General features: G+C 68.5%; 27 protein-coding genes. 13 read left to right on the forward strand and 14 right to left on the reverse strand.

Features of this window, described 5'->3' with window-relative positions:
- The first annotated feature begins 253 nt into the window (after positions 1-253).
- From apbC to V7060_RS08095, 3 genes are all read left to right on the forward strand, one after another.
- Positions 254-1,105, forward strand: a complete 852-nt coding sequence (apbC, locus tag V7060_RS08085) for an iron-sulfur cluster carrier protein ApbC (RefSeq protein ID WP_334178884.1) — start codon at positions 254-256, stop codon at positions 1,103-1,105.
- Between the two features lie 92 nt (positions 1,106-1,197).
- Complete coding sequence (dcd, locus tag V7060_RS08090; protein WP_062353420.1) at positions 1,198-1,770, forward strand: dCTP deaminase; 573 nt, start codon at positions 1,198-1,200, stop codon at positions 1,768-1,770.
- Positions 1,771-1,806: 36 nt separating this feature from the next.
- A complete protein-coding gene (locus V7060_RS08095) occupies positions 1,807-2,346 on the forward strand; it encodes an RDD family protein (protein WP_334178734.1) in 540 nt (179 codons plus the stop codon).
- Between the two features lie 15 nt (positions 2,347-2,361).
- Here V7060_RS08095 and pcp read toward each other — a convergent pair whose 3' ends face one another.
- Genes pcp through V7060_RS08135 form a run of 8 tightly spaced genes read right to left on the reverse strand, consistent with a single transcriptional unit; the run spans position 2,362 to position 8,164 of the window.
- Entirely contained in the window at positions 2,362-3,015 is a 654-nt protein-coding gene (pcp, locus tag V7060_RS08100; RefSeq protein WP_334178735.1) for a pyroglutamyl-peptidase I, read from the reverse strand.
- 22 nt (positions 3,016-3,037) lie between these two features.
- Positions 3,038-4,003 (reverse strand): DUF979 family protein, encoded by a 966-nt coding sequence (locus V7060_RS08105; RefSeq protein ID WP_334178736.1) that lies wholly within the window; start codon positions 4,001-4,003, stop codon positions 3,038-3,040.
- Positions 3,990-4,691, reverse strand: coding sequence for a DUF969 domain-containing protein (locus tag V7060_RS08110; protein WP_334178737.1), 702 nt, complete (start codon positions 4,689-4,691; stop codon positions 3,990-3,992). The genes V7060_RS08105 and V7060_RS08110 overlap by 14 nt, the downstream gene beginning before the upstream one ends.
- Positions 4,688-5,440, reverse strand: coding sequence for a 5-oxoprolinase subunit PxpA (locus V7060_RS08115; RefSeq protein ID WP_334178738.1), 753 nt, complete (start codon positions 5,438-5,440; stop codon positions 4,688-4,690). The genes V7060_RS08110 and V7060_RS08115 overlap by 4 nt, the downstream gene beginning before the upstream one ends.
- Before the next feature lie 21 nt (positions 5,441-5,461).
- The gene (locus V7060_RS08120) at positions 5,462-6,406 is read right to left on the reverse strand and encodes a biotin-dependent carboxyltransferase family protein (protein WP_334178739.1); all 945 of its coding nucleotides are present in this window, start codon (positions 6,404-6,406) and stop codon (positions 5,462-5,464) included.
- Entirely contained in the window at positions 6,403-7,101 is a 699-nt protein-coding gene (pxpB, locus tag V7060_RS08125) for a 5-oxoprolinase subunit PxpB (protein ID WP_334178740.1), read from the reverse strand. The genes V7060_RS08120 and pxpB overlap by 4 nt, the downstream gene beginning before the upstream one ends.
- Positions 7,098-7,505 carry an HIT family protein gene (locus tag V7060_RS08130; RefSeq protein WP_334178741.1) on the reverse strand — a complete coding sequence of 136 codons (408 nt, stop codon included), beginning with the start codon at positions 7,503-7,505 and terminating at the stop codon, positions 7,098-7,100. The genes pxpB and V7060_RS08130 overlap by 4 nt, the downstream gene beginning before the upstream one ends.
- Positions 7,502-8,164 carry a dienelactone hydrolase family protein gene (locus V7060_RS08135; RefSeq protein WP_334178742.1) on the reverse strand — a complete coding sequence of 221 codons (663 nt, stop codon included), beginning with the start codon at positions 8,162-8,164 and terminating at the stop codon, positions 7,502-7,504. Before V7060_RS08135 ends, V7060_RS08130 begins: the two co-directional genes overlap by 4 nt.
- Before the next feature lie 137 nt (positions 8,165-8,301).
- Between V7060_RS08135 and rimO the strand changes: the two genes are divergently transcribed.
- Both rimO and V7060_RS08145 read left to right on the forward strand, forming a co-directional pair.
- Complete coding sequence (rimO, locus tag V7060_RS08140) at positions 8,302-9,663, forward strand: 30S ribosomal protein S12 methylthiotransferase RimO (protein WP_334178743.1); 1,362 nt, start codon at positions 8,302-8,304, stop codon at positions 9,661-9,663.
- A complete protein-coding gene (locus V7060_RS08145; RefSeq protein ID WP_334178744.1) occupies positions 9,660-10,487 on the forward strand; it encodes a DUF3025 domain-containing protein in 828 nt (275 codons plus the stop codon). Before rimO ends, V7060_RS08145 begins: the two co-directional genes overlap by 4 nt.
- Before the next feature lie 2 nt (positions 10,488-10,489).
- On the opposite strand, the gene greB is transcribed toward V7060_RS08145, so the two are convergent.
- The 3 genes from greB to V7060_RS08160 are packed head-to-tail and all read right to left on the reverse strand — an operon-like array spanning position 10,490 to position 13,075.
- Entirely contained in the window at positions 10,490-10,993 is a 504-nt protein-coding gene (greB, locus tag V7060_RS08150; RefSeq protein ID WP_334178745.1) for a transcription elongation factor GreB, read from the reverse strand.
- Between the two features lies 1 nt (position 10,994).
- A complete protein-coding gene (locus V7060_RS08155; RefSeq protein WP_334178746.1) occupies positions 10,995-11,363 on the reverse strand; it encodes a copper resistance protein NlpE N-terminal domain-containing protein in 369 nt (122 codons plus the stop codon).
- A 41-nt stretch (positions 11,364-11,404) separates the two neighbouring features.
- Positions 11,405-13,075: a helicase HerA-like domain-containing protein gene (locus tag V7060_RS08160; protein WP_334178747.1), complete on the reverse strand. Its 1,671-nt coding sequence runs from the start codon at positions 13,073-13,075 to the stop codon at positions 11,405-11,407.
- Between V7060_RS08160 and V7060_RS08165 the strand changes: the two genes are divergently transcribed.
- On the forward strand, positions 13,043-14,623 hold the full coding sequence (locus tag V7060_RS08165; protein WP_334178748.1) for a transglycosylase SLT domain-containing protein: 1,581 nt from the start codon (positions 13,043-13,045) through the stop codon (positions 14,621-14,623). The genes V7060_RS08160 and V7060_RS08165 overlap by 33 nt on opposite strands.
- Before the next feature lie 242 nt (positions 14,624-14,865).
- Here V7060_RS08165 and V7060_RS08170 read toward each other — a convergent pair whose 3' ends face one another.
- The 3 genes from V7060_RS08170 to V7060_RS08180 form a co-directional block, all read right to left on the reverse strand.
- Positions 14,866-15,405: a transposase gene (locus V7060_RS08170; protein WP_334178749.1), complete on the reverse strand. Its 540-nt coding sequence runs from the start codon at positions 15,403-15,405 to the stop codon at positions 14,866-14,868.
- Between the two features lie 422 nt (positions 15,406-15,827).
- Positions 15,828-16,673, reverse strand: a complete 846-nt coding sequence (asd, locus tag V7060_RS08175; protein ID WP_334178750.1) for an archaetidylserine decarboxylase — start codon at positions 16,671-16,673, stop codon at positions 15,828-15,830.
- Positions 16,670-17,323: an SCO family protein gene (locus V7060_RS08180; protein WP_334178751.1), complete on the reverse strand. Its 654-nt coding sequence runs from the start codon at positions 17,321-17,323 to the stop codon at positions 16,670-16,672. Before V7060_RS08180 ends, asd begins: the two co-directional genes overlap by 4 nt.
- Before the next feature lie 138 nt (positions 17,324-17,461).
- Between V7060_RS08180 and prmB the strand changes: the two genes are divergently transcribed.
- The 7 genes from prmB to V7060_RS08215 all read left to right on the forward strand — a co-directional run bounded on the left by prmB (position 17,462) and on the right by V7060_RS08215 (position 25,046).
- Positions 17,462-18,391, forward strand: coding sequence for a 50S ribosomal protein L3 N(5)-glutamine methyltransferase (gene prmB, locus V7060_RS08185; protein ID WP_334178752.1), 930 nt, complete (start codon positions 17,462-17,464; stop codon positions 18,389-18,391).
- Positions 18,392-18,530: 139 nt separating this feature from the next.
- Complete coding sequence (gene aroC / locus V7060_RS08190) at positions 18,531-19,634, forward strand: chorismate synthase (RefSeq protein ID WP_334178753.1); 1,104 nt, start codon at positions 18,531-18,533, stop codon at positions 19,632-19,634.
- Positions 19,627-20,667: a D-glycerate dehydrogenase gene (locus V7060_RS08195; RefSeq protein ID WP_334178754.1), complete on the forward strand. Its 1,041-nt coding sequence runs from the start codon at positions 19,627-19,629 to the stop codon at positions 20,665-20,667. The genes aroC and V7060_RS08195 overlap by 8 nt, the downstream gene beginning before the upstream one ends.
- Positions 20,668-20,744: 77 nt before the next feature.
- Positions 20,745-21,770, forward strand: a complete 1,026-nt coding sequence (locus V7060_RS08200) for an aspartate-semialdehyde dehydrogenase (RefSeq protein ID WP_334178755.1) — start codon at positions 20,745-20,747, stop codon at positions 21,768-21,770.
- 38 nt (positions 21,771-21,808) lie between these two features.
- Positions 21,809-23,572: a FimV/HubP family polar landmark protein gene (locus tag V7060_RS08205; protein WP_334178756.1), complete on the forward strand. Its 1,764-nt coding sequence runs from the start codon at positions 21,809-21,811 to the stop codon at positions 23,570-23,572.
- Between the two features lie 18 nt (positions 23,573-23,590).
- Entirely contained in the window at positions 23,591-24,391 is an 801-nt protein-coding gene (truA, locus tag V7060_RS08210; RefSeq protein ID WP_334178757.1) for a tRNA pseudouridine(38-40) synthase TruA, read from the forward strand.
- Positions 24,392-24,413: 22 nt separating this feature from the next.
- A complete protein-coding gene (locus V7060_RS08215; protein ID WP_334178758.1) occupies positions 24,414-25,046 on the forward strand; it encodes a phosphoribosylanthranilate isomerase in 633 nt (210 codons plus the stop codon).
- The last annotated feature ends 2 nt before the right edge of the window (positions 25,047-25,048 follow it).

Raw genomic sequence — 25,048 nt, forward strand, 5'->3', positions numbered from 1 at the left:
GGCGTTACTGTCTAAAGTGTGATGTATGTCACAAATTTATCCGGGAGTTGGCTTGGAAGTGGAATACCTGTCGCAAATCACGTTGCCTGGATTGACGGTTGAGCTGAACAGGGGCCTCCGTTGGAGTGTTTCCCCGGGGCCTGCCGGGGAAGAGGTTTCGCTGCTCGCTGGATTTCCGTTGGAGGGGATGCGGGAAGGCATCGAATCGCAGCTCGCGGCGGCTCTGGCGGCACGGCAGCAGCGGCTGGGTTCGCTGTCGCTTACCTCCCGCATCGCCTCGCACGCCGTCCAGGGTTCCCTGTCCCCCCATCCCCGCATCCGCAACGTCATTGCCGTCGGCTCCGGCAAAGGGGGGGTGGGGAAATCGACGACCTCGGTGAACCTGGCGCTGGCACTGGCGGCTGAAGGCGCTCGGGTGGGCGTGCTGGACGCGGACGTCTATGGTCCCAGCGTGCCGGCCATGCTGGGCCTGTCGGGGCGGCCGGAGAGCCATGACAACAAGTCGATCGAGCCGATGCGGGCGTTCGGGGTGGAGGCCATGTCGATCGGGTTCCTCGTCGACCAGGACACGCCGATGATCTGGCGGGGGCCGATGGCGACGTCGGCGCTGATGCAGTTGTTCACCGACACCTTGTGGGGCGACCTGGACTACCTGCTGGTCGACCTGCCGCCCGGAACGGGCGACATCCAGCTGACGCTGGCCCAGAAGATCCCGGTCGCGGGGGCGGTCATCGTCACCACGCCGCAGGACATCGCCACGCTGGACGCCAGGAAGGCGCTGAAGATGTTCGAGAAGGTGGAGGTGCCCGTGCTGGGTATCGTCGAGAACATGGCGGTCCATACCTGCTCGAATTGCGGCCATGTCGAACACCTGTTCGGCCAGGGTGGCGGCGAACGGATGGCGGCGCAGTACGGCGTGCCGTTGCTGGGCTCGCTGCCGCTGGACATCGCGATCCGCGAGCAGGGGGACGCCGGCAAGCCGGTCGTTGTCGCGGCGCCGGACTCCGTCGTGGCACAGGCCTACCGGCAGACCGCACGGGTCATGGCGGCCACGCTGGCGCAGCGGCCGCGGGCCAGCGTGCCGATCGCCTCGTCGCTGGTCTGACCCGCCGGACGCAGACGGCGGGCCGGGGGCCGCCCTACAATCCCCCTCCGCCGCGCTGGGCGCGCGGCTTCGTTCCCCAGACCAGGATTTGCATGAGCATCAAGAGCGACCGTTGGATCCGCCGCATGGCCGAGCAGCAGGGCATGATCGAGCCGTTCGAGCCGGGGCAGGTCAAGCAGGTCAATGGCGAGCGCATCGTCAGCTACGGCACCTCCAGCTACGGCTACGACGTGCGCTGCTCGCGCGAGTTCAAGGTGTTCACCAACATCAATTCCACCATCGTCGATCCCAAGCACTTCGATCCGAAGAGCTTCGTGGACATCGAAGCCGATGAATGCATCATCCCGCCGAACAGCTTCGCGCTGGCGCGCACGGTGGAGTTCTTCCGCATCCCGCGCGACACACTGGTGGTGTGCCTGGGAAAGAGCACCTATGCGCGCTGCGGCATCATCGTCAACGTGACGCCGCTGGAGCCGGAGTGGGAAGGCCACGTGACGCTGGAGTTCAGCAACACCACGCCGCTGCCTGCACGCATCTACGCCAACGAGGGCGTGGCGCAGATGCTGTTCTTCCAGTCCGACGCGGATGACGTCTGCGAGACCAGCTACAAGGACCGGGGCGGCAAGTACCAGGGCCAGACCGGCGTGACGCTGCCGCGCACCTGAGCCTCTCCCGATCGCATTGAATTGAAAGGAATCAGGATGCAGACACCGCCGCAGATGCCGCAGGATCCTTACCGCACTCCCGACGCGGATATCGTCAATCAGAATGTCGCGGGGGCACCGGATTCCGAGCTGCGCTGGCTACGGCTGGCTGCCGTGCTGATCGACGGCGTCATCGCGCTCGTGGCGATCGTGCCGCTGATGTTCGTCGGGGGGTATTGGGAAGCGGCGTTCGAAGCGGGGCGGTCCGGCGGCTTGGGATTGATGCCGCTCGGCACGACGCTGCTATGGGCGGTCATCGGCTTTGCCGTGTTCGCCCTGATCCAGGGGTACCCACTGCACGCCACGGGGCAAACCTGGGGGAAGAAGCTGGTGTCCGTAAAGATTGTCGATCTGCAGGGCAACAAGCCCTCGTTGACCGACCTGCTGGTCAAGCGCTACCTGCCGACGAATGCCATCGCCAACATCCCGTGCGTGGGCCTGCTGTACGTCGTGGTCGATTCGCTGATGATCTTCCGCCAGGATCAGCGCTGCCTGCACGATCTGATCGCGGGTACGCGCGTCATCCGCGCCCACTGATCGAGCGCGGTCGGGTCAGTGCTCCGCGCCGGCGGCTAGGCGTGCATCCGTGTGTGTCTTCAATGCGACCCGCACCGCCAGGCGCAGCGCTTCGGTCACCGTTTCCACTGCCACGCTGGGCGCGCCGGGGTGCATCGACGCCTGCGCAGGCGAGTAGGGGATGTGGATGAAGCCCGCCCGCACCGTACGCTGGCGCCGCAGTGCATGCATCAGCCCGTAGAACACGTGGTTGCAGACGTAGGTGCCCGCGGTCTGCGAGACCTCGGCCGGGAATCCGGTGTCGCATAGCGTTTCGCGCATGGCCTTGATCGGCAGCGTCGAGAAGTAGGCCGCCGGACCGCCCTCGACCACGGGAAGGTCGACAGGCTGTTGTCCCGCATTGTCGGGAATGCGCGCATCGTCGATGTTGATCGCCACCCGTTCCAGCGACAGTTGCGCGCGTCCGCCGGCCTGTCCGACGCAGATCACCAGCGACGGCCTGACGTCCCGCAAGGCGGCACGCAGCGCCTTCAGCGACGCGCCGAAGGCGACCGGCAATTCGTGCGCCACCACGCGATGGCCGGCAATGCGCGCGCCATGCAGGGCGGACACTGCCTGCCAGCTGGGATTGACCAGCTCGCCGCCGAAGGGTTGGAAGCCGGTCAGCAGGACGGTGCGCGTCGTCGTCATCGGATATCCCGTGGGAGAAGCATCAGCGGAAGCACAGCCACGCCATCAGCAGCACGTTGGTGCCCATCAGCCACAGACCCGTCGCGGCCTGCGCGCGGATCACGCCGTACTGGTCGTCGAGTTCCAGCAGCACGGCGGGGACGATGTTGAAGTTCGCCGCCATCGGCGTGAGCAGCGTGCCGCAGTAGCCGGTCAGCATGCCGATCGCGCCGAGGATGGCGGGATCGGCACCGTGCCGCTGCACCAGCAACGGCAGGCCGATGCCGGCCATCATCACCGGGAAGGCGGCGAACGCATTGCCCATGATGACGGTGAACACCACCATGCCCAGTGCGAACGCCAGCAGGCAGGCCATGCGGTTGTCGGCCGGGATCACCATCGACACCAGCGAGGCCACCGCTTCGCCCACGCCGCTGGCCGCGAACACGCCGCCCAGCGTCGCCAGCACCAGCGGCAGCAGCGCCGCCCAGCCCATCGTGTCGAGCAGCCGTCGCCCTTCATCGGCGGCACGCAGCGGCGGTTGCCGCGTCACCGCGATCGCCGCGATGGCCGAGGCCACGCACGCCAACGCCAGGCCGACCAGCGTCATGCCGGTGGGCGCGAACAACGGGGTGCCGCCGAAGGACAGGTGCGGGCCGGCGAGCACGACGGTGATCGTCAGCGCCGGGATCAGCAGCGCCGGCAGGAACAGCCGGTGGCCCAGCCGCAACGCGGACGCCAGCCGTTCCGATTCCGGCGCTTCGTCCAGCGGTTCGCGCCGCATGCGCGTGGCCAGCAGGGCGAGCGCCAGCACCGCGCCACCGGCGAGTTGCGCCGGCAGTGCATCGCCGGCCTTGCTCGCGCGCAGCACGACATCGCCCGCAGCGAACAGCGCCGCGATGAGGCTCCAGAATGCGGCGTGCGCGTAACGCCGCTGGCGCAGGTTGCTCCAGCCGGCGTAGGCGAGGAAAGCCGCCAGCACCCAGTAGAAGTGCTCAGTCGACAGCATCGGGCTGCTCCTCGCTCGCGGGTTCCGCACGGTCCAGCCGGCGCTGGAACAGCACGATGCGCACCGCATGGATGATGAAGGCGGCGATCGCCGTCGGCAGTGCCCACAACGCGATCTGCAGTGGCTCCAGGGCGATACCATGCTGGGCGTAGAAACCCTGGATCAGCAGCACCGCGCCGAAGGCGAGGAACACGTCCTCGCCGAAGAAGCGCCCGATGTTGTCGGTCGCGGCCGACATCGCATGCACCCGCTGGGTTTCCTCCCGCGACAGCGGCGCGCGTGTCTTGCCGGCGGCGGATTCGGCCATCGGCGCCAGCAGCGGCCGCACGGTCTGCGCATGCCCGGCGATATCGATCAGGCCCACCATGCTCAGTCCCTGGCGCACCAGCAGGTAGCCTGCCAGCAGGCGCGACAGCGTCAGGCCGCGCAGCCGCGCGATCCAGCGCAGCGCGTGTTCGCGCAGGCCCGCGCGTTCCAGCAGGCCGATGGTCGGCAGCGTCAGCGCGAACATCAGCAGGGCGCGGTTGGACACGAAGCTATCGCCGAGCAGCGCGAGCAGGTCAGGGATGGACTTGCCGGCCGCGAGGCCGCTGGCCAGGCCCGCCGTGACCACCACGATGACGGGGTTGAAGCGCAGTACGAAACCCGCCACCACGACGACGATGCCCAGCAGGGGCCAATAACTCATGCGAGACGCTCCATGGCGCGGATGGCGAACCCCCTGGATTCGATGGTCTGTCGAAGTCCCCGCGCGAACGCAGCGGCATCGCTACGGTCGCCATGCAGGCAGATGCTGTCCGCGCGCAATGGCACCGGTTCGCCGGTGCGCGCAACGACGATGCCGGTGTCCAGCATCCGGGCGACCTGTGCGGCGGCCGTGGACAGGTCATCGATGCTGGCATCGGCCTGCGAGCGCGGCGTCAGCGCGCCATCGGCCTCGTAACGACGTTCGGCGAAGGCTTCGTGCGCCACCCGCAGGCCGACGCGTTCCCCCGCAGCGGTCAACGCACTGCCTGACAATCCGTACAGCGCCAGGCCCGCGTCATGGTCGCGCACGGCGTGCGCGATGGCATCGGCCAGGACGGCGTCACGGGCGGCCTGGTTGTACAGGGCGCCGTGCGGTTTGACGTGGTGGAGGCGCCCGCCCGCGGCGTTTACGAAACCGTCCAGCGCGGCCACCTGATACAGCGTCAGTGCATATGCTGCTTCGGCAGAAAGCGCATGCGCAACGCGGCCGAAGTGCTCGCGGTCCGCATGCGACGGGTGCGCGCCGATGGCCACGCCGTGCGCGAGGCACAGCGCCACGGTGCGCCGCATGGTGTCCGGCGAACCGGCATGGAAACCGCAGGCGATGCTGGCCGAGCTGATATACGGCACGATCGCCGCATCGTCGCCGCAGTCTTCGCCCAGGTCGCAGTTGAAGTCGATGGTGCGCATGCCGGGGAGCCTACCGCAGCCTCACAGGCGGTGCGCGATGGCCAGGCGCAGCCGGGCCAGGCGATGCGCGTGCTGCCGGTTCAGCGCATGGGCCTGGGCCGGCGTGACCCGCTGGAAGTGCACCGGCTCGCCGGGCCGCAGTTGCGCGGCGCGTCCGAGATCGCAGGCGAGCACGTGGCCCAGGCGCGGGTAGCCCCCTACCGTCTGCGCATCGGCCAACAGCAGGATGGGCTGCCCGTCCGGCGGCAGTTGCAACGTGCCCACCGCGACTGGCTCGGACACGCCATCGCCGCCGCCCGCCGGCAGGCTGGCGCCGTCGAGGCGCAGGCCCTGCCGGTTGCTGTTCGCGTGGGTACGCCACACGGTTGCCGACAACGACGGCGCTGCGGGATGGGGGGAAGGCAGATAGCGAAGCACATGGCGATCCGCGGTCCAGGGATCGTCCACGTCGATCCACCAAGCTGGGTACGCGGGCTGCCGCACGACGGGGGCGGGGCGGGCGTCTCCCAGCGGCAGGCGATCACCTTCCCTCAACGCGCCCCCCTCGTGCCCGCCAAAGCCGCCGCGCAGGTCGGTGCTGCGACTGTCCAGCAGCATGGGGGTGGTGATGCCGCCGGCCACGGCCAACCAGGCGCGCAGGCCGTCGCGCAGCGGCCCCAGGGCCAGTTCGCCCGCAGGCAGGTCCAGCGGGCGTCCCATCGGCAGTGGCACCTCGTTCCACCACGCCTGGATGGCGGCGCCGGTCAGCGCGACACGACAGGGTCGGGACAGTCGCAGGCGCGGGCCACGCAACACGATTTCCAGCCCGGCCGCACTTTCTTCGTTGCCGACCAGCCGGTTCGCCATGCCGAGCGCGGCGACATCCATCGCGCCGGCACGGGCCACGCCCAGGTGGCGCCAGCCATGCCGGCCCTGGTCCTGCACGGTGGTCTGCGCGCCCGGCGCCAGTACCTGCCATGCGGTCATGCGGTTATCCCCATGCGATCGAACGCGGCATCATCGATGGGGACGAAGCGCACGCGATCGCCTGGCTGCAGCAGGGACGGTTGCGCGCGGCGGACGTCGAACAGCACCTGTGGCGTGCGTCCCAGCAGTCGCCAGCCGCCAGGGCTTTCGCGTGGATAGATGCCGGCTTGCGCGCCGCCGATCGCCACGGCGCCTGCCGGGACCCGCGTGCGTGGCGTGGCCAGGCGCGGCAGTGCCAGGGCCGGGTCCAGCCCCAGCAGATAGGGAAACCCCGGGGCGAAGCCGATCATCGCCACCGTGTAGATCGGCGCGCAATGACGGGCGATCAGCGTGGCTTCGTCGAGCCCCAGCTCGTATGCAGCGCTCGCGAGGTCTTCACCATGCCGGCCGCCGTAACAGACGGGAATCTCATGCAGCACACCGTCGCCGACGGGTCCGGCGCCGGCATCGGACAGCAGGCGGTTCACCGCATCCACCACGGTGGCATGGGGATCGTCGCCGCGCAGCCGCGCAGCGTCGAAGAACACGGCGAGGCTGGCGTAAGCCGGTACCGCATCGCGCAGCCAGGGAGGCGACAGCGCGCGCAAGCGGGCGGTCAGCCCATGGACGCGTGCATTGGTGGATGCATCGATCGTATCGCCGAAGCGCACCAGCAGGGCGTCGTCGCCGAGCGGTTCGAAACGCGGCGCGCTCATGCCAGCCGCTGGCGCCAGCGTTCGATTTCCACCGCAAGTCGATCCGGTGCGTGCCGGATCGCGCTCCCATGGCCCCACACCGGTCCCGGCCACGCTGCATCGCCGTCATGGCGGCCGATCAGGTGCACATGCAATTGGCGCACGATATTGCCGAGCGCGCCGATGTTGAGCTTCTGCACGCCAGGCTGCGTGCGGATCAGTTGGCCGGCCCGGTTGATCTCCGCCAGCAGCAGGCGCTGCTGGCCGCCATCCAGGTCCAGCCATTCGCTCATGCCCGCCACACGCGGCACCAGCACGAGCCATGGATAGCGCGTGTCGTCCATCAGCCGCACCTGCGACAGCGGGCCATCGGCGATGAACGCGCTGTCGGCGGCCAGGCGCGGGTCGAGCGTGAAATCGGTCATGCGAGGTTCCGGGTGAAGAAGTCGAGCGTGCGCTCGCGTGCGAGCCGCGCACTGGACGGTTCGTAGCCCGCGCGCAGGTCGCAGTTGAAGCCGTGCCCGGCAGGGTAGGTGAAGACCTCCATCCCGGGCAGCGCGTCGCGATGGGCCTGCACCATGTCCGGCGGGATCGAAGCGTCCTGTTCGCCGAAATGGAACATCACCGGCGCACGCGGTGTTTCATCCAGGAAAGGCAGGTTGCGTGCGCCGTAGTAGCTGACCGAGGGCAGGCCCAGCCGCATGGCAGCCAGCAGGGCGACGGTGCCGCCCCAGCAGTAGCCGACGGTGCCGACCAGGTGATGCGAGGTCGCAAGCGCGTCGGCGGCGGCGCGGGTGATGTCGTTGGCCCGCTCTAGGCCGACGGCGGTCCTCAGTGCGCGCCCTCGTTCGACGCCGGCGGCGTCGTAGGCGAGTTCCACACCGGGTTCGACGACGTCGAAATAGGCCGGCGCCAGCACCGCGTAGCCCTCGAGCGCATACCCTTCGGCCACGCTGCGGATATGCGCGTTCACGCCGAAGATCTCCTGCACGACCACCACGGCGCCGCGGGGCGGGCCATCGGGATCCGCCCGCCATGCCGCGATGCGGCCGCAGGGTGTGTCGAGGGTGGTCCAGTGGCCCATGCCGCCAGTGTATGCCGGGGCAGCGGAGGCCCCAAGTCCGCGCAAGCGGCGACGACCGCCTGAACGCGCATTCCGGGTGCCGGGGGAGGGGGAGGCTATAATCCGCGCCCCGTACACGCCGCCGCCGTACTGTCTCCATGTCCCTGCAGAACCCCAAAGTCGGCTTCGTCAGCCTCGGCTGCCCGAAGGCCCTGGTCGATTCCGAGCGCATCCTCACCCAGCTCCGCGTGGAGGGATACGACATCGTGCCGACCTACGATGCGGCGGACGTGGTGGTGGTGAACACCTGCGGCTTCATCGATTCCGCCGTGGCCGAATCGCTGGATGCGATCGGCGAGGCGATGAACCAGAATGGCAAGGTCATCGTCACCGGCTGCCTGGGCAAGCGCCCGGAGCAGATCCGCGAGCAGTACCCGGACGTGCTGGCGATCAGCGGCCCGCAGGACTACCAGAGCGTGATGGAGGCGCTGCACGAAGCGCTGCCGCCGAAGCACGATCCCTTCGTGGACCTGGTGCCCGACTACGGCATCAAGCTGACCCCGCGTCACTACGCCTATCTCAAGATTTCCGAAGGCTGCAACCACCGCTGCAGCTTCTGCATCATCCCGTCGATGCGCGGCGACCTGGTCTCGCGTCCCGTCGACGATGTGCTGCGCGAGGCCGAGCGGCTGGTACGCGGCGGCGTGAAGGAACTGCTGGTGGTCTCGCAGGACACCTCCGCCTACGGCGTGGACGTGAAGTACGCTGAACGCGAATGGCGTGGCAAGGCGTACCAGACCCGCATGAAGGCGCTGTGCGAAGGCCTGGGCGAACTCGATGCGTGGGTGCGCCTGCACTACGTGTATCCGTATCCGCATGTCGACGACATCGTCCCGCTGATGGCGGAGAACAAAGTGCTGCCGTACCTCGACATCCCGTTCCAGCACGCCAGTCCGCGCATCCTCAAGCTGATGAAGCGGCCCGGTGCCGTCGACAAGACGCTGGAGCGCGTGAAGCGCTGGCGTTCGATCTGTCCGGACATCACGCTGCGGTCGACCTTCATCGTCGGCTTTCCTGGCGAGACGGACCAGGAGTTCGAAGAGTTGCTGCAGTTCCTCGACGAAGCGCAGCTGGACCGCGTCGGTGCGTTCGCCTATTCGCCGGTCGAAGGCGCTGCCGCCAACCTGTTGCCCGACCCGGTGCCGGAAGCGGTCAAGCAGGAGCGCCTGGCGCGCTTCATGGAGAAGCAGGCGGAGATTTCCGCCGCCCGTCTCGAGGCAAAGATCGGCACCGTGCAGCAGTGCCTGGTCGACCTGATCGAAGACGACATCGCCGTCGCGCGTTCAAAGTCCGACGCGCCGGAGATCGACGGCCTGGTGCATATCCAGAACGGTGGCGAACTCGGCCTGCGGGTCGGCCAGTTCGTCGACGTGGAGATCACCGAAAGCGACGAGCACGACCTGATCGGCGACGCCATCGCCGGCACGGCGGGCCAGCCGCTCGATCTCAAGGTGCTGTGACCGCGCCGACGGGCGCAATCCGTGCGGGCGACGGTCCGCGTCGTTTCGTCGCTCCCTTGCGTGGACAGGTGGATGCCGCGTGTTTCCGGCATCCTGTGTTCGACGGCTATGGCGACCATCTGGACCTGATGACGGCCGCACGATGGCCGGATATCGACGCCCTCAATGCGTGGATGCCGGCAACCGGGCCTCGTTTCGTCGTGCAGGACGCGACGCTACTTGCCGACGGACTGCACTACGAAGCGCGCATCGCGCAGGGGCGCATCGCCACGCGGGCAGAGAACTGGCACGACCTGTTCAACGCGATGGTCTGGGTGCGCTACCCCGTGCTCAAGCACGCCCTCAACCGGCAGCAGTGCCGGCATCTCGAACGGATGGGGTCGCGTGAGCGCAGTCCTGCGCAGCAGGCGCTGGCGCAGTTCGATGAGAGCGGCGTCGTCGTGCAGGTACGCGACACGACCTTGCTGGATCTGTGGGACCGGCACGACTGGACGGCGCTGTTCCACGCGAACGCCGGGCGATGGAACGATGGCGGAATCACGGTCGCTGCCGTCGTGGGGCATGCGCTGATGGAGCAGGTGCTGGTGCCGGGACGCCTGCTGGTCGGGAAATGCCTGGTGGTGCTGGGCGACCCGGTCGACGCGATCGCGCGCGTGGTCGCGTCGATCTCGACGGGCACGAGCCTCGTCATGCCGACGGAACTGCGTCCGCTGCCATTGGCCGGCATCCCGGGGTGGCATGCAGAACAGGGCGCGGCGTTCTACGCGCAGAAAGACTACTTCCGGCCGCTGCGGGAAGGCCGCGTGTACCCGCGGCCGCTGTAACGTCAGCCCGCGTAGCCCACATCCACCAGCACGAAGTGGGTAAGTCCGCCGGGCAGCTCCACGGCGAACTCGTCGTCGATGCGCTTCTTCAGCAGGGCGCGTGCCATGGGCGAATCGATGCTGATCCATCCACGCGCCGCGTCGGTCTCGTCCGGGCCGACGATGCGGTAGCGCGAGGTCTCGCCGCTGGCGAGGTTCTCCAGTTCGATCGTCGCACCGAAGAACACGGCCTCCGGATCGCTGGGCGCGGTATCCACCACGCGCAACGCTTCCAGCCGCTTGCTGAGGTAACGGACACGGCGGTCGATCTCGCCCAGCTGCTTCTTGCGGTAGGTGTATTCCGCATTTTCCGAGCGGTCGCCTTCGGCCGCGGCGGCGGCCAGCGCCTTCACTACTTCCGGACGGCGCACGCGCCACAGGTCGTCCAGTTCCGCCTTCAGGCGGTCGTGGCCTTCGCGGGTGATCAGGGCAGTGCTTTTCTCGCCCGGCGGGCGCCAGCGCGACATCTCAGTCGTTTCCGCGGTCGTCGACCACACGGCGCAGGGTGCGGCCGCGTGGGTCTTCGACCGGTTCGATGCAACTGCCTGCCGTCAGCACCAGCAGGTCGTCGTCGTGGATGGCGAGTTCGAGGATGCGCGCGTCGTCCTGCGGACTGAGCTGCACGCACGTGCCGTTCCACGTCACCGACCAGCGACCGCGGCGCACCGGTGTTGCCTGCAGGTCATCCTGGCAATGCATCTGCAGCCTGTAGTGTCCGTCGGTGCGCAGGGACAGCAGCGCATCCTGCGATGCGCAGGCGCGCTCCGTCATGGTGCCGAAGAACTGGCCAGCGAAGGTCTCAGGCGTTGGATTGGCGGCGACGACGGCAAGCGGCATCGAGCAGACCAAGAGAGCGACAAGCCACTTCATCCGTGCGATCAGCGTCGTCCGCCGAAGATGCTGCCCAGGATGCCGCGCACGATCTGGTTGCCGAGCTTGGTGCCGACGGTGCGCGTGGTCTGCTTGGCCATCGTCTCGATCATGCCCTGGCGGCGCTTGGTGCCGAAGACCGCATCCTTCACCGCCTGGCCGAAGCCACCAGCGTCGGGATCGTCCTTCTCCGTCTTCGCGGCCGGCGCGTTGGTGGCCTGCACGGCCGTCTCGGCGCGCTTGGCCAGCATTTCCGCCGCCGACTCGCGGTTCACGGCCGTGTCGTACTTGCCGCCGACCGGACTGTTATTGCGGACCTGCTGGCGCTCGGCCTCGTTGATCGCGCCCATGCGGCACCGCGGCGGCGAGACCAGCGTCTGCTGGACGGGGGACGGGATGCCCTTGTCCTGCAACGTCGATACCAGCGCTTCGCCGGTGCCGAGCGTGGAAATGGCCTGGGCGACGTCCAGCTTCGGGTTCGGCACGAAGGTCTGTGCGGCCGTCTTCACCGCCTTCTGGTCGCGCGGGGTGAACGCACGCAGCGCGTGCTGCACGCGGTTGCCCAGCTGGCCCAGGATGTTGTCGGGCACGTCGTCGGGGAACTGCGAGCAGAAGTACACACCCACGCCCTTGGAACGGATCAGGCGCACGACCTGTTCGATGCGCTGCTGCAGGGCGGGTGGTGCGTCGTCGAACAGCAGGTGCGCTTCGTCGAACACGAACACCAGCTTCGGCTTGTCCAGGTCGCCCACTTCCGGCAGCGTCTCGAACAGTTCCGACAGCAGCCACAGCAGGAAGCTGGAGTACAGGCGCGGCTTCAGGATCAGCTGGTCCGCCGCCAGGATGCCGATGACGCCGCGGCCGTCCGTGTTCGTGCGCATCAGGTCGGTCAGTTCCAGCGCGGGTTCGCCGAAGAACATCTCGCCGCCTTCCTGCTCCAGCCGCAGCAGCGCGCGCTGGATGGCGCCCACCGACTGCGTGCTGACCAGGCCGTAGCTGGTGGAAATGTCCTTGCGCTCGGCGGCGACCAGGCCCAGCAGCGCGCGCAGGTCTTCCAGGTCGAGCAGCAGCAGGCCGCGGTCGTCGGCGAGCTTGAACACGATGTCCAGCACGCCGCTCTGGGTGTCGTTCAGTTCCAGGATGCGCGAGAGGAGGGTCGGGCCCATCTCGCTGACCGTGGTGCGGACCGGGTGGCCGAGCTTGCCGTACAGATCCCAGAACACCACCGGACTGGCGATGGGTGCGTAGTCCGCGACGCCGATGTCCTTCGCCCGCTGCATGACGCGCTCGCTGCCGTCGCCTGCTACCGCCAGGCCAGCCACGTCGCCCTTCACGTCGGCCATGAACACCGGCACGCCCATGCGCGAGAAGCCTTCGGCCAGCGTCATCAGCGTGACCGTCTTGCCGGTACCGGTGGCGCCGGCCACCAGGCCGTGGCGGTTGCCGAACTTCGGCAGCAGCGTGACCGGGATGTCGTCCGTGATGCCCTTGCCCAGCAGGATCGGATCCATGTGCAACCTCGCGTGGTAATGGCGGGATTCTAGCGGCTGCAAACCCCCTCGGGGATAAAGACCTGCGATGTGCGACCTTGCCCGGGGTACGTGGCCGGGGCTACCCTCCCGGCTCACACCCTGGATGCATACCTGATGTCGTTTGTGGTTCCTGCCTGTCTGCGCCACTGGCCCGTTGCGGTCGCCCTTTCCCTGCTGCTGGTGTCGCCGTCGTCTCTGGCCCAGCGTGTGTCCGCCCGCGATCGCGCGGCTTCCGAGGCGCTCGAACAGCGCATGGCCGCGGCCGAAAAACGGTATCGCGACGGCCTGGTGCTGGTGGCCAACAGCGATCCGCGCGGCGCGACCGAGAGCGATGCCGCGCTGGAGGACATGGAAGACGTGCTGGCGGCGTGCACCCGGCAACGCGGCTGCCAGATGGCGACCTTGCTCGCGACCTACAAGCGCCTGCTGAAAGGCAATGCCGATGCGCAGGGTGACGGCGAGACGGAAGAGGGCGAGGCCATCGATGCGCTGGATGACGGCACCGACCATGCGGCCCCGAGCGGATCGCCGGTACCGGAGACGGCACGCACGGCGGCGCTGTTGAACGACCAGCGCCACGCGTTCGATCGCATGGTCGAATACAACCCCGCCATCCAGGCGGGCATCCGGCGCTGGCTCACCGACATGCGCCCGGCGCTCATCAACAGCTACGAGAACTACCAGAACATGCGCGCCGAGCTGTATCCGGCATGGGAGCGCAGCGGCCTGCCGGAAGCCTTGCTGTTCGGCATCATGGCCAAGGAGTCCAACGGTCGCGTGCATTCCACCTCGCGTGCGGGTGCAGCGGGGCCGATGCAGTTCATGTTCCACACCGGTGCGCGCTTCGGACTGGGGCGCGATGCGAGCGGCTTCGACACGCGCTATGACCCGTATGCCTCGGGCCAGGCCAGCGCGGAATACATGAACGAGCGCATGCGCAGCCTCAACAACAACATCGAACTGGCGCTGGCCGCCTACAACGGCGGCGAAGGACGCGCCGCGCGCGTGTATCGCGAGAATCCCGGCCTGGGTTTCTGGGACGACGTGGTCTACAGCCAGTTTCCCGGTGAGACGCGCGACTACGTGCCGATGGTGATCGCGGCGGCGTGGCTGTTCCTGCACCCGCGCCAGTACGGCCTGGAGTTCCCGAAGGTCACTGCACAGCCGGTGTCGCTGAAGCTTGCACGTGATGCGTCGCTGTACGAACTGACCATCTGCCTGGGCAACGGCGGCACGCGTGAAGGCTACCTGCGCACGCTGCGCAACCTCAACCCGCGCTACCAACCGGAAGCGTGGATTCCTGCCGGCACCACGCTCAAGGCCAACGCGCGCATCGCGGGCCTGTACACGCGCTACTGCGTCAACGGCCCGCGCGCGGAACTGGCGCGCACGCTGGTGAGCGCCGATCCGGCCGCCGCCATCCGTCGTGCGTCACGGTCAGGCACCGTGGCCGTCGGTGACGTGATGCCGGTGGCCGGCGTGCCGACCACGGTGGCGACCGGCGATCCGAAGCCGGCCGAGCCAAAGGCCAAGCAGGCGCGCGACTATCGCGTGGCGAAGGGCGACACGCTGGGCCGCATCTCGCAGCGCTTCCAGTGCGACCTGAAGAAGCTGGCGCAAGCCAACAAGCTGAAGGCGCCGGCGTATTCGGTGCGACCGGGCCAGGAACTGAAGCTGGAAAGCTGCAAAAAGTAGCGTGCGCCATGCGCACGATTGCGCGGTGCCGGACTGATTGCACTCGTGCGCGCGGCGCACGCTACGTTCGCCGGCGGTAGCGATGTTGCCGCTGGCACGCCGGTTCCGCCATACCTCCCGCGCGGGCACTTCGCGGGAGGTATGGGCATGATACGTAGCGTGCGCCGTGCGCACGACCGCAAGATGCCGGCATTGCGGCATCGCGGCATCGCGGCGTAACGATGTCGTGCGCATGGCGCACGTTACGGTTCACCGCGGTTGTCGATATCGGGATCTCGAGTGGCACACCAGTCCTGTGGATAGGTGTCCGCTAGGACATGTCGGGCGAAACTCGAATACGGCCACGCTGCGGCTACGCCCGCATAGCCGTGCCGGACGGGATTGAAGTGGATGTAATCGACGTGCCGCTGCAGGTCATCGGCGTCGCGGATCAGGTGCTCCCAATAGCGTCGTTGCCATAGCCCGCTTTCACGGCGCGCGACCATCGAGCAGGCGCGCGCCATCGACGGCAAGCCGGCCAACTGGGACGTCCTGCGCTTGATGATCGACCAGCGCCGCGGATAGTCCGCATCGCCCTCCGGCAGTGTCCAGATCACATGAAGGTGGTCCGGCAGGATGACCCAGGCCGGCATCGAGAACGGCAGCGTTTCCCGGACTTCGCGCATCGCGGTGCCGAATGCGGAGATCACGCGCGGGTCGGTCAGCAGGGGGCGCCGTCTTGCGGCGACGACCGTGAAGAACCACGTCGCGCCTGGCGTGAATAGTCGTCGGAACGTCGCCATCCCTGGCCACCTTTCGGAGAGAACAGGTGGTGATGATGCGGTCCATGGAACATCGGCGCCATTAACAATATGCGTCGGAAACGTGTGGGACGTGGGTCCGCCTCGTCGGGCGAAAGACTACGAATCATGTCGGTCCCAATGGCGGGCGAGTCCATGCAGCACGTAGCGTGCGCTGCGCGCACGACCATGTGATGCATGGTGAGCGCGGGTGGGCGGGGATGCATCGTGCGGTCGTGCGCATGGCGCACGCTACGGTTCCCGGTTCTTTTGTTGTCGCAGGGTGAATCGGCCAGGCGGGAATGAAGCTGGAGAGTTCGGGCACTACGACGTCGTTCGTAGCGTGCGCTGCGCGCACGACCATGTGATGAAAGGTTGGCTCAGGTGCACGGGGATGCATCGTGCGGTCGTGCGCATGGCGCACGCTACTGCGGCAGCCTGGCGAGTGCTTCGCCCAGCCGAACCGGCGATTCTGCCTTCAGCTCCGGCGACAGCTTCGCCACGCCCGGTGGCAGCAGCACGATCACCGTCGAGCCGTAGTTGAAACGGGCCATCTCCGCGAACCGCTCCAGCGTGATGCCCTTGCCGCGGTAGTCCTTGCGGGTGATCGCGGTGCCGTACGCGGGAATCTCTTCGCCGCTCCATACGGTTTCCACGCCCGAGACGAGCAGGGCGCCGACCATCACCGACACCATCGGGCCGAAATCGGTATCGAAGTGGCAGACCAGGCGCTCGTTGCGGGCGAACAGGCGCGGCACGTTCGCCACCGCATCGGTACCCACGCTGAAAAGACGGCCGGGCACGTGCACGGTTTCGCGCAGCGTGCCGGTCCACGGCATGTGCACGCGGTGGTAGTCGCGCGGCGACAGGTAGACCGTGGCGAACAGGCCGTTGCGGAACGGCTCTGCGGCCGCGGCATCGCCCAGCAGTTCGGCGGCGGTGAACGATTGGCCCTTGGCCTGGAAGATGCGGCCGTCCTCGATGGCGCCGCATTGGCTGATGTGGCCGTCGGCCGGCATCAGCAACGCGCGTGGATCGGCGTCGGCCGCGCGCGCGCCGGGCTTCAGCGCACGGGTGAAGAAGGCATTGAAACTGGGGTAGGAACGCGGGTCGGGATTCGCGGCCTCGTCGAGATCGACGTTGAACTTCTTCGTCACCGTGTCGATCAGCCAGCGGCTGGTGCCCGATGAGGTGGAATACGCCAGCCGGCGGGCCAGCGACGACAGGACGCGGTGCGGCAGGACGTACGTCAGCGACGTCAGCAGGCTCATTTCACCGAAGCCTCGGTCAGCGCGCGCATGTCGGCCGCGATCGCCTTCGGCTGGAACGGCGGGCGGATCAGGCCGGCCAGCCGGCCCTGCGGGTCGAGTACGCCGATCGCCGAGGAGTGGTCCATGCTGTAGTCGTTAGGGTTCTGGTCGAAGCCGTCGCCCGGCACCTTCATGAAGACGAAGCCCAGCGACTTGGCGAAGTTCTCCAGCGTCGGCACGTCGGCCGTGGCCGCCATCGTGTCGGGATGGAAGGCGTGGGCGTACTCGCCGATGCGGGTGGGCGTGTCGCGCTCGGGGTCCACCGACACGAACAGCACGCGCGGGCGGGTGGAGTCGGGCAGGTCCTTCCACTGCGCCTGCGCCTGGGCCAGTTCGGCCAGCGTGGTCGGGCAGACATCCGGGCAGAAGGTGAATCCCAGGAAGACCAGCGTCCAGTGGCCTTTCAGTTCGCCATCGGTCAGCTGCGTGCCGTCGGACTGGCGCAGCGAGAACGGTGGCAGCGGGCGCGTCTGCTGGAACAGGGTGACGGTCTGGGTGGCCGGCCACTGCGTGGCGGGCGTGGCCGGACCGAAGAATTTCTGTGCGGCCAGCAGGCCCAGGCCGGCGGCCAGCGCCAGGATGAGGATGAGGCCGATCTTCTTGTTGAACATGCGCTTGGGATTCCCACGGAGGAGGGGCGCGGCCGGTAGGCCGGGGCCGCATGGGCGCGGCACGAGGGCGGTCATGATACCGGGGCAGCCCCTATAATCGGCGGCCTTCGCCGTTCCGGCGTCTTCACAAGCCTTGCCATGACCGCCGACGTCGCCGCCGAACTGCACACCATCATCGACCTGATCCGCTATGGCGCCAGCCGCTTCAACGCCGCCGGCCTGACCTTCGGCCACAGCTACGACAACGCGCTGGACGAGGCCTCGCACCTGGTGCTGCACACGCTGCACCTGCCGCCGGATCTCGGCCCGGCTTACGGCCAGGCGCGGGTGACCGGCGCGGAGAAGGCGCAGGTGCTGGCCCTGTTCGAGCGCCGCGTCAACGAGCGCGTGCCGATCGCCTACCTGACTGGCGAGGCATGGTTCGCCGGCCTCAGCTTCAAGAGCGATGCGCGCGCGCTGGTGCCGCGCTCGCCGATCGCCGAGCTGATCGAAGCCGGCTTCGAGCCCTGGCTGGGCGGCCGCGAGGTCAACCGCGCGCTGGACCTGTGCACCGGTTCGGGCTGCATCGCCATTGCGATGGGCCATTACAACCCGGACTGGCAGGTCGACGGCGTCGACATCAGCGACGACGCATTGGCCCTGTCCGCCGAGAACAAGGCGCGCCTGCTGGCCGACAACGTGCAGTTCCTCAAGTCGGACCTGTTCGCCGGGCTGACCGGTCGCCACTACGACCTGATCGTCACCAACCCGCCCTACGTCACCAACGACGAAACCGACGCGCTGCCGAAGGAGTACTCCTTCGAACCCGAACTCGGCCTGCGCGCCGGCGACGACGGTCTGGACCTGGTGCTGAAGATCCTGCGCGATGCGCCGCTGCACCTGAGCCAGGACGGCCTGCTGATCTGCGAGGTCGGCGAGTCGGAACGCGCGCTGGTGGAACTGCTGCCCGACGTCGAGTTCGCATGGATCGAGTTCAAGGTCGGCCAGATGGGCATTTTCGCCATCGAATGCGCCGAACTGATCCGCCACAACGCGCACATCGGCGCACTCGCCGCCGCACGAAAATAAGGCCGCGCCCGCCGCATCCGGTGTCGGCAGCGGTTGCGCCTGCAACCGTCGCGGACGGCGTTGGCGCACTGCACAATAGGGCGGCCGGTATGCGATGCTTCAACGCCCGGCACCGGTGGTCCCATCCGCGGAGCGGCGCTTGAGCAGCAACAGTTTCGGAAAACTCCTCACGGTCACCACGTTCGGCGAATCGCACGGGCCGGCGATCGGCTGCGTGGTCGACGGCTGCCCGCCAGGATTGGAGATCGCACCCGAGGAATTCCGCCACGACCTGGAGCGCCGCGCCACCGGTAAGTCGCGGCACACCTCCGCGCGCCGCGAGGCCGATGAGGTCGAGATCCTCAGCGGCGTGTACGAAGGCCGCACCACCGGCACGCCGATCGCGCTGCTGATCCGCAACACCGACCAGCGCAGCAAGGATTACGCCGACATCGCGCGGCAGTTCCGGCCCGGCCACGCCGACTACACCTACTGGCAGAAGTACGGCATCCGCGATCCGCGCGGTGGCGGGCGTTCGTCCGCACGTGAGACCACCACGCGCGTGGCGGCCGGCGTGATCGCCAAGAAATGGCTGCGGCAACGGTACGGCGTGAGTGTGCGCGGCTACCTGTCGCAGCTCGGTCCGATCGTGCCGGACGGCTTCGACTGGAGCGCGGTGGAAGACAACCCGTTCTTCTGGCCGCACGCGGCACAGGTGCCGGCGCTGGAAACCTACATGGATGCGCTGCGCAAGTCCGGCGATTCCATCGGCGCGCGCGTCAATGTCGTGGCCGATGGCGTGCCCGCCGGCTGGGGCGAGCCGATCTACGGCAAGCTCGACGGCGACCTCGCTGCCACGCTGATGAGCATCAACGCGGTGAAGGGCGTGGAGATCGGCGACGGTTTTGCCGCCGTCACCCAGAAGGGCACCGAACACCGCGACCTGATGACGCCGGACGGCTTCCTGTCCAACCACGCCGGCGGCATCCTCGGTGGCATTTCCACCGGCCAGCAGGTCACCGCGTCCATCGTGCTGAAGCCGACCTCCAGCCTGCGCCTGCCGGGCGCGACCGTGGACGTGGACGGCAACACCGTGGACGTCATCACCACCGGCCGCCACGACCCGTGCGTCGGCATCCGCGCCACGCCCATCGCCGAGGCGATGATGGCGCTGGTGCTGATGGACCAGGCGCTGCGCCATCGCGCGCAATGCGGCGATGTCGGGGACGTGCCGCCGCTGGTTCCCGGCCGCGTCGATGGCTGAATCGCGGCCGCGCGTCTGGGTGTCGCAGCCGCTGTTCGACGACATCGTCGTGCGGCTGGCGGCGCACTTCGACGTGCAGTCGACGGCAGACGTCACCGAGTACACGCCGCAGGCCATCGCCGACGCGCTGCGCGACAGCGCTGGCGCGCTGGTGACGTTGAACGAACGTATCGGTCCGCAGGAAATCGCCGCCGCGTCGCACCTGCGCGCCATCGCCAACGTTGGCGTGGGCTACAACAACCTGGATGTCGCCGCGCTGACGCAGGCCGGCATCGTCGCCACCAACACGCCGGACGTGTTGACCGAAACGACCGCCGACTTCGGCTTTGCATTGCTGATGGCGACGGCGCGCCGCATCACCGAGGCCGAGCGCTGGCTGCGTGAAGGCCAATGGCAGCAGTGGTCGTTCGGCACGCTGCTTGGCGCGGACCTGCATGGCAGTACGCTGGGTATCGTCGGCATGGGCCGGATCGGGCAGGGCATCGCCCGCCGTGCGCGCGGGTTCGACATGCGCGTGCTGTACCACAACCGCAGCCGGCTGCCGGAGACGGTGGAGCGGGAGTGTGGTGCGGCCTACGCCAGCTTCGACGACCTGCTTGCACAGGCCGATCACGTGCTGCTGGTGCTGCCGTACTCGCCGCAGGTCCACCATCTGGTCGATGCGGCCGCGCTCGCGAAGATGAAGCCGACCGCCACGCTGGTGAACATCGCGCGCGGCGGCGTCATCGACGAGATCGCGCTTGCCGATGCGTTGGCCAATGGCCGCCTGGCCGCGGCGGGCCTGGACGTCTACGAAGGCGAGCCTGCGGTTCGCTCCGAACTGCTCGCGCTGCGCAACGTGGTGCTGACGCCACATATCGCCAGCGCCAGCCTGGCCACGCGCCGCGCGATGGTGTCGCTGGCGGTGGACAACCTGATCGCCGCGCTGGGCGAAGGCCCGGATGCCGGCCATCCGCCGACGCCGGTGAATCCGGACGCGCTGGCCATTGCCACCACCATCAAAACCACCATCGCCAAACGACAGGGAGCCTGAGGCGCGTCCGCAGGTTCCCCGAGCACAGCCTTCTCCTGTCCGCTGTCTTCACTCCTTTCCCGCGAAAACCATCTTCCATGAGCAACCAGAACCGTACCTTCAACGTCGCCGTCGTGGGCGCCACCGGCGCCGTCGGCGAAACCATGTTGTCCATCCTGGCCGAGCGGAATTTCCCGATCGGCACGCTCGTCGCGCTGGCCTCCGAGCGCTCCGCCGGCAGCGCTGTCGAGTTCAACGGTGAAAAAATAACCGTGCAGGACCTGGCCACGTTCGACCCGGCCGGCATCGACATCGCGCTGTTCTCCGCCGGCGGCGGCATCTCCAAGGAGTTCGCGCCGAAGTTCGCGGCCGCGGGCGCCGTGGTCATCGACAACTCCTCGGCCTTCCGCTACGACGCCGATGTCCCGCTGGTCGTCAGCGAGGTGAACCCCGAGCAGGTGCAGAACCGCCCGCGCGGCATCATCGCCAACCCGAACTGCTCGACCATGCAGATGCTGGTGGCACTGGCGCCGATCCACCGCAAGGTCGGCATCGAGCGCATCAACGTGGCGACCTACCAGTCCGTCTCCGGTGCCGGACGCTCGGCGCTGGAGGAACTCGGCCGCCAGACCGGTGCGCTGCTCAACTTCCAGGATCCGGATCCGCAGCGTTTCCCGGTGCAGATCGCCTTCAACCTGATCCCACACATCGACGATTTCCTCGACAACGGCTTCACCAAGGAAGAGATGAAGCTGGTGTGGGAGACGCGCAAGATCCTCGGCGACGAGAGCATCCAGGTGAATCCGACCGCGGTACGCGTGCCGGTGTTCTACGGCCATTCCGAAGCCGTGGCCATCGAGACCCGCGAGAAGATCACCGCCGCCGAGGCACGCGCGCTGCTGGAAGCCGCGCCGGGCATCGAGGTGGTGGACGATCGTGCAGCCGGCGGTTATCCGACGCCGGTGACCCATGCGTCGGGCACCGACGCGGTTTACGTCGGTCGCATCCGCGAGGACCTTTCCCACCCGCGTGGCCTGAACCTGTGGATCGTGTCCGACAACATCCGCAAGGGTGCCGCCCTGAACGCCGTGCAGGTGGCCGAGCTGGTGGCGAAAAACGGCTGAGCGGCTATAGTCGTGCCCGGGAAACTTGGGGAAGGGCCGTGACACCGAAGCACAGACCTCGGCCGGCAAGTCTCCGTCTGGCCGGCGTGATCGGGCTGGGGCTGGCGTTGCTGAGCAACGCCGCCCTGGCGCTCGGCCTGGGGGAGATCAGGGTCAAATCGCAACCCGGCCAGCCGCTGCTGGCCGAGATCCCGGTCATTTCCAGCGAGCCGGGCGAGCTCGAGCAACTGCGCGCGCGCCTCGCGTCGCCGGTGACGTTCGAACGCGTCGGCCTGCCCCGCCCGCAGGGGCTGGTCAACGAACTGGATTTCGCCGTCGCGCTGGACGAGGCGGGGCGTCCGGTCGTGCGCGTCACCAGCCGCACGCCCGTGGACGTGGCCGCGGTCAATTTCCTGATCGAGGTCGACTGGGGGCAGGGCCGGCTGGTGCGCGAGTACTCCGCGCTGGTCAGTGCGCCGGGCACGCTGGCGGCCGCCGGGCAGCCGGTGATCGATGCGCCGATGGCCGCGCCGACGGACACCATCGTCCGGCCGGCCGAGCCGGTCGCGGTGGCTCCGCCGGAACCGGCGCCGGTTCCGCAGGCCCCGCCGCAAGCGCCCGCGCCTCCCGCACCTGCGCCTGCATCGGTCGCGGCAACCCCGGCGCCTTCCGTGGTCCCCGGCGATACGCTGGCGCCGGTGCGCCGCGGCCAATCGCTGTCGCAGATCGCCGCGCCGTTGGCGCGAGCACAGGGCTACACGCTGGACCAGGCGATGGTCGCGCTGTTGCGCGCCAATCCCGAGGCCTTCATCAACGGCAACCTCAACCTGCTGAAGCAGGGCGCGGTGCTGCGTGTGCCCGAGTCGGCCGAAGCGCAGACGATCCTCGAAAGCGAAGCGGCCGCGCTGGTGCGCAGCCAGATCGCCGAGTGGCGGAGCGCGCGTGCGCCGATCCCGCAGCCGGCGGCCGTGGTGGCGCCAGCGTCGGCACCCGCGCCTCCGTCCAGCCCGTCGCGGACGCCTGCGCAGGTGGCGGATGCCCGCCTGGAAATCGCACCCGCGGCCACGAGCACGTCGGGTTCTGGAACGCAGTCCGGCGTTAGCGCCGGCGGTGAGGGTGAGATGTTGGCGAATGAGCAGTTGCAGCAGTCGAAGGAAGACCTGGCCGCGCGCGAAGCCGAAGTGCAGGAGCTGCGCTCGCAGGTCGCCGACCTCGAGAAGCTCAAGGCGCAGCAGGAAAAGCTGCTGGCCATGAAGGACAGCGACCTGGCCGCCGCCCAGCAGCGGCTGGCGCAGAGCAATGGCAGCGACGGTGGGGTGCCGGTCTGGGCTTGGGCCGGCTTCGGCCTGCTGTTCGTCGGCACGCTGGCCTGGGGGTTCGCCCAGCGCCGCAAGCGCGTCGCGCCGGCGCCGGTACCGCGCAATCCCGTGTTCGGCGGCGATGCCGCAGGCAGCCGCGCCGCGGAGCTGGCGGCAGGGATGCCGAATGCAGCGCCGGCCGAAGTCGAGCGGGCGCCCGCCCCGAGTCCTGTGCTCGAACCGGCGGTGAGCGTGCCGGTGGCGGTGGCGCCCACGCCGGTCCCGAAGCCTGCACCGCAACCCGCCCCCGCGCCTGGTCCCACCTGGCATGCCGGTGGCGGCGCGCCTGCCTCCGCCGTGATGCCTGCAGCTGCACCGGTGGGCCGTGACCGGCTGGAACTGGCGGTGGCCTACCTCGATCTGGGCGACGTGGCGACCGCGCGCGACCTGTTGAACGAAGTCGCGGCCGGCAACGATGCGATCGCGCGCGATGAAGCCCTGCAGCTGCTGCGCGACATCGGCTGACAGGCGCGGAGCGATGCAGTGACGCGCTATGCGCTGGGCGTCGAGTACGACGGCAGCGAATTCCAGGGCTGGCAACGACTGACCAAGTCCGGCACGCCGGATGACACCACCGTGCAGGCGGCGCTGGAAGGTGCGCTGTCGTCCGTCGCCGATGCGCGGATCGACACGATCTGCGCCGGGCGCACCGATGCCGGCGTGCACGCGCAATGCCAGGTGGTGCACTTCGACAGCGATGTCGCCCGCACGCCGCGCAGCTGGCTGCTGGGCGCGACCGCGCGCCTGCCGCCGGCGGTGTGCGTGCGCTGGTGCCAGCCCGTGGCGGACGACTTCAACGCGCGCTTTTCCGCGCGTGCCCGCCGCTACCGCTACACGCTGGTGAACCGGATCGCGCGCCCGGCGCTGGAGCGCCACTACCTGGGCTGGGAACGGCTGCCACTGGATGCGGACGCCATGCACCGTGCCGCGCAGCACCTGTGCGGCGAGCAGGACTTCAACGCGTTCCGCACCGTCCACTGCCAGGCGCCGCATGCGATCCGCAACCTGCATGCGATTTCGGTGGCGCGCCATGGCGAGCGCGTGGTGGTCGAGGTGCAGGCCAATGCCTTCCTGCACCACATGGTCCGCAACATCGTCGGCTCGCTGCTGGTGGTGGGGCGTGGCGAACAGCCGGAGGCGTGGATCGCCGAGTTGCTGGCCGGCCGCGACCGCACCGTCGCCGGCCCCACCGCATCGTCCGACGGTCTGGTGTTCGTCAATCCGCTGTATCCGGCCGAATGGAACCTGCCGTCGGAAGTGACCCTGCCGGCGACCATGGGCTGAGCCGGCGGGTTACCCTTCGGCCATGCATACGCGCATCAAGTTCTGCGGACTGACCCGCGCCGAGGACGTCCGCCTGGCGGTGGAACTGGGCGTGGATTACGTGGGGCTGGTGTTCGCGCCGCACAGTCCGCGCCGGCTGCTGCTCGGGCAGGCGCGCATGCTGCGCGAACTGGTGCCGGAGGAGATCGCGGTGGTGGCGCTGGTGATGGACAACCCGCGTGGCGACGTGGAGCAGATCGTCGAATCGGTGCAGCCGGACCTGTTGCAGTTCCATGGGGCGGAGGACGATGCTCTCGCCGTCTCGTTCGGTCGGCCGTTCTGGAAGGCGATCGCGATGGGCGGGCAGGACGACAGCGTGTTCGCCAGCCTGTCGGCGTATCCGGGCGCGTCCGGTTTCCTGTTCGATGGCCATGCGGCCGGCGAGCAGGGCGGCAGCGGCCAGCGCTTCGACTGGCGGCGCATGCCGACCTCGACCGACAAGCCGTTCCTGCTCGCCGGTGGCCTGTCGCCCGAGAACGTGGGGTTGGCATTGCGCACCGCCCGACCGTGGGGCGTGGATGTGTCCAGCGGACTCGAGACCGCGCCGGGCATCAAGGACGCCGAGAAGATGCGCCGCTTCGTCGACGCCGTGCGCGAGGCCGACCTCCGCGCCTGACG

This window comes from Pseudoxanthomonas sp., from assembly GCF_036845285.1.
Lineage (GTDB): Bacteria > Pseudomonadota > Gammaproteobacteria > Xanthomonadales > Xanthomonadaceae > Pseudoxanthomonas_A.

Coding starts and splice junctions, on each gene's coding strand:
- V7060_RS08170 (WP_334178749.1), bottom strand. CDS start 15,405: ATGGCGACGTTCCGACGACTATTCACGCCAGGCGCGACGTGGTTCTTC.
- V7060_RS08115 (WP_334178738.1), bottom strand. CDS start 5,440: ATGCGCACCATCGACTTCAACTGCGACCTGGGCGAAGACTGCGGCGAC.
- V7060_RS08135 (WP_334178742.1), bottom strand. CDS start 8,164: ATGGGCCACTGGACCACCCTCGACACACCCTGCGGCCGCATCGCGGCA.
- V7060_RS08165 (WP_334178748.1), top strand. CDS start 13,043: ATGTCGTTTGTGGTTCCTGCCTGTCTGCGCCACTGGCCCGTTGCGGTC.
- V7060_RS08215 (WP_334178758.1), top strand. CDS start 24,414: ATGCATACGCGCATCAAGTTCTGCGGACTGACCCGCGCCGAGGACGTC.
- V7060_RS08130 (WP_334178741.1), bottom strand. CDS start 7,505: ATGACCGATTTCACGCTCGACCCGCGCCTGGCCGCCGACAGCGCGTTC.
- rimO (WP_334178743.1), top strand. CDS start 8,302: ATGTCCCTGCAGAACCCCAAAGTCGGCTTCGTCAGCCTCGGCTGCCCG.
- dcd (WP_062353420.1), top strand. CDS start 1,198: ATGAGCATCAAGAGCGACCGTTGGATCCGCCGCATGGCCGAGCAGCAG.
- pcp (WP_334178735.1), bottom strand. CDS start 3,015: ATGACGACGACGCGCACCGTCCTGCTGACCGGCTTCCAACCCTTCGGC.
- V7060_RS08110 (WP_334178737.1), bottom strand. CDS start 4,691: ATGAGTTATTGGCCCCTGCTGGGCATCGTCGTCGTGGTGGCGGGTTTC.
- V7060_RS08180 (WP_334178751.1), bottom strand. CDS start 17,323: ATGTTCAACAAGAAGATCGGCCTCATCCTCATCCTGGCGCTGGCCGCC.
- pxpB (WP_334178740.1), bottom strand. CDS start 7,101: ATGAGCGCGCCGCGTTTCGAACCGCTCGGCGACGACGCCCTGCTGGTG.
- V7060_RS08120 (WP_334178739.1), bottom strand. CDS start 6,406: ATGACCGCATGGCAGGTACTGGCGCCGGGCGCGCAGACCACCGTGCAG.
- prmB (WP_334178752.1), top strand. CDS start 17,462: ATGACCGCCGACGTCGCCGCCGAACTGCACACCATCATCGACCTGATC.
- asd (WP_334178750.1), bottom strand. CDS start 16,673: ATGAGCCTGCTGACGTCGCTGACGTACGTCCTGCCGCACCGCGTCCTG.
- V7060_RS08195 (WP_334178754.1), top strand. CDS start 19,627: ATGGCTGAATCGCGGCCGCGCGTCTGGGTGTCGCAGCCGCTGTTCGAC.
- V7060_RS08095 (WP_334178734.1), top strand. CDS start 1,807: ATGCAGACACCGCCGCAGATGCCGCAGGATCCTTACCGCACTCCCGAC.
- V7060_RS08105 (WP_334178736.1), bottom strand. CDS start 4,003: ATGCTGTCGACTGAGCACTTCTACTGGGTGCTGGCGGCTTTCCTCGCC.
- greB (WP_334178745.1), bottom strand. CDS start 10,993: ATGTCGCGCTGGCGCCCGCCGGGCGAGAAAAGCACTGCCCTGATCACC.
- V7060_RS08155 (WP_334178746.1), bottom strand. CDS start 11,363: ATGCCGCTTGCCGTCGTCGCCGCCAATCCAACGCCTGAGACCTTCGCT.
- V7060_RS08200 (WP_334178755.1), top strand. CDS start 20,745: ATGAGCAACCAGAACCGTACCTTCAACGTCGCCGTCGTGGGCGCCACC.